This window comes from Acidovorax sp. KNOB132, from assembly GCF_057541515.1.
This window is the reverse complement of the sequence record NZ_BAAJYT010000329.1, coordinates 1-3,443: the sequence shown is the minus strand read 5'-3', so window position 1 is coordinate 3,443 and position 3,443 is coordinate 1. Positions and strand designations below refer to the sequence as shown.

Sequence of the window (3,443 nt, the reverse complement as noted above, 5' to 3'; positions counted from 1 at the left end):
CCCCCCCGGCCGCCGCGGCCAACCTGGGGCCGGACGCGCAGGTGCGCTTCATCAACCTCAAGGCCTGGCGCGCCGAGGTTGCGCGCGAGCACAACCTGCCCGCCTACGTGATCTTCCACGACGCCACGCTGGCCGCGATCGCCGAACGCAACCCGTCCACGCTGGACGATCTGCAGGGCATCAGCGGCATGGGCGCCAAGAAGATGGAGGCGTATGGGGCCGAGGTGCTGCGGGTTTGCGGGCAGGGGGACGAAGCCCATTGATGCCGTCTTGCTGACGATGCCTGCGGTGTCCCGCCCATCGCTGCGGCGCATGGCCTGCCGTGCGGCTTGGGTTCTGGCGTGCTTTCTGATCGTGGCGTTGGGAGCGGGCGTGGCATTCGCGCAGGACGTTCGGTCCAGCCAAGTGCTGGAGTCTTTTCCGGTGCATGGACAGGCCGTGCTTGAGAAGGAGCGGCAGGCCTATGAACTTTCCCTCTCCTCATGCAGCGGCGGGCCTTGTCCTTTCGAGGTTCGCCTGTTGTCCAGCGCAAAGCATGCCCGGGGTGCCTTCGCCACAGGCCGGGCGGTCGTCTCCAAGCGGGATAGCGCAGCGCTCGATTGGCCTGCTGTCGCAGCGCCCGCGCGGCCGCTGGACGTTCCGAAGCCGGGGGCTGCGCCGTTTCTGGCAAACACCGCCGTGCCCCGCGTCTGGTCCACCGGAGAGGAGGAAAGTACGGTCACTGCGGCGGCGAGTGCCGTGCCGCTGGAGCCGGGCAACCCCGCTGGTGCGAGCGCTTTGCTGGTCACGCAGATGGCCGGGTTCGACCACCCCAAGCGCCGCCACACGCTCTACGTAGCCTCTCGGGGTGCTCTGAAGAGGGCGTGGTCGCGCAGCGAACCGCAAGGCCCCTATGTCTCCCAAGTCATGGCGGCGCCAGGCGACGCTCCTGTGTACCTTTCCATGTTTGTCTCCCGTGATGACGACGTGCCCGACAAGGTGTCCGCCTACCAGTTGGCCTGGGATGCCAGACGGCAGGTGTTTTCCGAAAGACCATCTGCTCCCACTGTGCTGGCAGTGGTGGCAGGTTCGTACCCCACCGTTCGTGCGGCCCGTGCCGCACGCGCGGCTTCTGCGTGTTTTGCGGGGTACGGCGCGGTGGATACCTGGCCAGGCAAAGGCCTCGTACCCCACCGCTACGCGCTGATCACCCTCGCGGCGGAGCCGACGCAGGCCACCGCCGAGAGAGAACGTCTGATTCAGTGCCAAGCAGGCATCCAAGCACGGCAGTACCCGCTCAGCCGATTGACACCCCGTTCATCCCCCACCCCATAAGCCATTGCACAGAGGAAGCTGTTGGATCACAACGGCGATGGAATCACAGCGTGCCACGCAACCGCAGCGCGCCGCACGGCTGCAGGCGGCTTAGACCGGCGGCCTGCTTCCCGCCTGGGGGCCCGCAGGCGTGCCGCGGCCCTTGGCCGGTATCCGGTCCTGCAGCATCGTCTGCGTGATCGCGCGGCCCACCTGTTCGAAGGCCTTGCCGGCCTCCTTCATCTCGTCCAGCCCCTCGGCGCAGGCGGCCACCACGATGGCGTTGCGCCCGTTGTCCTGCGGGTCGATCACGCCCATGTGGCAGGCCCGGTGCAGCTGCGTGCCGGTCTTGTGGATGAACCGCACGGTGCGCGGCAGGCCGGCCTCCAGGCGGTAGGCGTCGTAGGTGTCGAACTTCAGGTCCTTGTAGAGCAGCTGCTGGTGCGCCGGCGAGACGAGCTGGCCGCGCACCAGCTTTTCCAGCATGGCGCCGTAGCCCTCCAGCGTGGCGGTGTTGTGGTTCGTGCGGTAGTAGCGGTCGTAGGCCTCGTCCAGGGTCTGCACGCGCAGCGCAGAGGGCGCCACGCCGAGCGTGCGGGCGAGCGCCTGCAGGCGCTTGGGGCCCACGGGGGCGCCTGCGATGCGCACCAGGTCCATGTTGGAGAGCCGGCGCGCGTCGGGGTGGGCCTCGGCATAGACCTGGTAGCGCACCTCGGTGAAGTTGGTGATGCGGCCCACGCCGCGGCCGCCCAGCAGGGCCTGCGCGCGCTGGTTCAGTGTGTCTTCGCCCACGGCGCGGATGAGCATGTTGGCGGCGGTGTTGTCGCTCTCCATCAGCATGCGCTGGAGCAGCGATTGCACGCTGTGGCGCGTGCCTTCGGGCTGCCAGACCACGGCGCCTGAGCCGTCGACCTTGTCGCGCGCCTGCACCACGAGTTGCTGGTCCAGGCGCAGGCGGCCGGCTTCTGCCTCCTGCAGCACGGCGATCGCCACCGGCAGCTTGACGGACGAGGCCAGGTACCAGGGCCGGTCGGCCGCATGCGCGAAGGTCTCGCCGTTGTCGAGCCGCTTGACGTACAGGCCCAGTTGGCCGGGCGTGGCCTGTTCGATGCGTTCCACCTGCTGTCTCAGCGCATCGGCCCAGGCGGGCGCGGCGTGGGCGGGCTCAGGGTGGGTCGTCGTCCACGCCAGCGCCAGCGCCAGGACCAGCAGGGCCAGGGTGGCCCCCCGGGCCCGTGGTGCCGGAAGGGGCCGCGGCGCGGCTCGGCACGGTTTGGCAGGGAGTTTCATGGGATTTTCCATCCGACAACAGGCCCGACTGGCAGAGGGCGATGCCGACCTGCCGAAGCGTGCGGTCGGACCGGGCCGTGGACAGTTCGCCGCGCGTGCAGGCCACCACGATCACGCGCCGGTCAGTCGGCAGGCGCGTCACCGTCACGAGGCCCGAGTCGCATGTTCGGGCGCGCTGCGTGCCGGTCTTGTGGGCGAAGCGCGCACGGGTGGGTAGTCCGGCCTTGATGCGGTTGGGGCCGGTCTTCACGCGTTCCATCACGCCCAGCAGGTAGGCCGTGTGGCGCGGCTCCAGGAGCTTGCCTTCCACCAGCTGCGCGAGCAGTTCGGCGTACGCATCGAGCCGCCCGGAGTTGAGCCCGCTGGCGTAGTAGGCCTCGTAGGCCTCGCCCACCGACAGGGGCCGAAGGCCATCGGCCGGCACCCGCAGCAGGCGTGCGAGGGTGGCCTTCACATCGGCATCGGTGCGCTGCTGGTGGAGCGCGATGAAGTCGCGCCCCGACAGGTGCACGGCCTCGGGCGTGAGCTGGGCGTAGGCCTGGCGACGCACATCCGCCAGGTGCGTGATGCGCTCGAAGCCGCCGGGCACCACCGACTGCACCAGCGCGTTCACCTCGCGCAGGCCGACGAGGTCGATCAGCATGTCGCTGGCGGTGTTGTCGCTGTACACGATCATCTGCTCCAGCAGCCAGCGCACGCTGAGCGCCGCGCCCACCGGCTGGTTCTTGGCGGGCCCGGCGCCGTCCACGTAGTCGGTGGCGCGCAGGGTGAGCGGCGTGTCCAGCGTGTAGTCGCCGCGCTCCACGCCGCGCAGCACGGCGATGGCCACCGGCACCTTGACGGACGAGGCCAGGTACCAG

Annotated in this window: 4 protein-coding genes; 2 read left to right on the top strand and 2 right to left on the bottom strand. The window is 69.6% G+C overall.

The annotated features are described in order from the left end of the window. Both AC27IO_RS21940 and AC27IO_RS21935 read left to right on the top strand, forming a co-directional pair. Nucleotides 1-263 (top strand): HRDC domain-containing protein (locus tag AC27IO_RS21940; protein WP_498740745.1); only part of this gene is annotated, 263 nt, incomplete at its 5' end. Nucleotides 264-279: 16 nt separating this feature from the next. Continuing rightward, nucleotides 280-1,314 (top strand): hypothetical protein, encoded by a 1,035-nt coding sequence (locus AC27IO_RS21935; protein WP_498740748.1) that lies wholly within the window; start codon nucleotides 280-282, stop codon nucleotides 1,312-1,314. Nucleotides 1,315-1,404: 90 nt separating this feature from the next. On the opposite strand, the gene AC27IO_RS21930 is transcribed toward AC27IO_RS21935, so the two are convergent. Then, complete coding sequence (locus AC27IO_RS21930; RefSeq protein WP_498740746.1) at nucleotides 1,405-2,484, bottom strand: serine hydrolase; 1,080 nt, start codon at nucleotides 2,482-2,484, stop codon at nucleotides 1,405-1,407. Further along, nucleotides 2,459-3,443, bottom strand: a 985-nt coding sequence (locus AC27IO_RS21925; RefSeq protein WP_498740744.1) for a serine hydrolase, incomplete at its 5' end; no start/stop codon positions are given. The genes AC27IO_RS21925 and AC27IO_RS21930, both read right to left, overlap by 26 nt.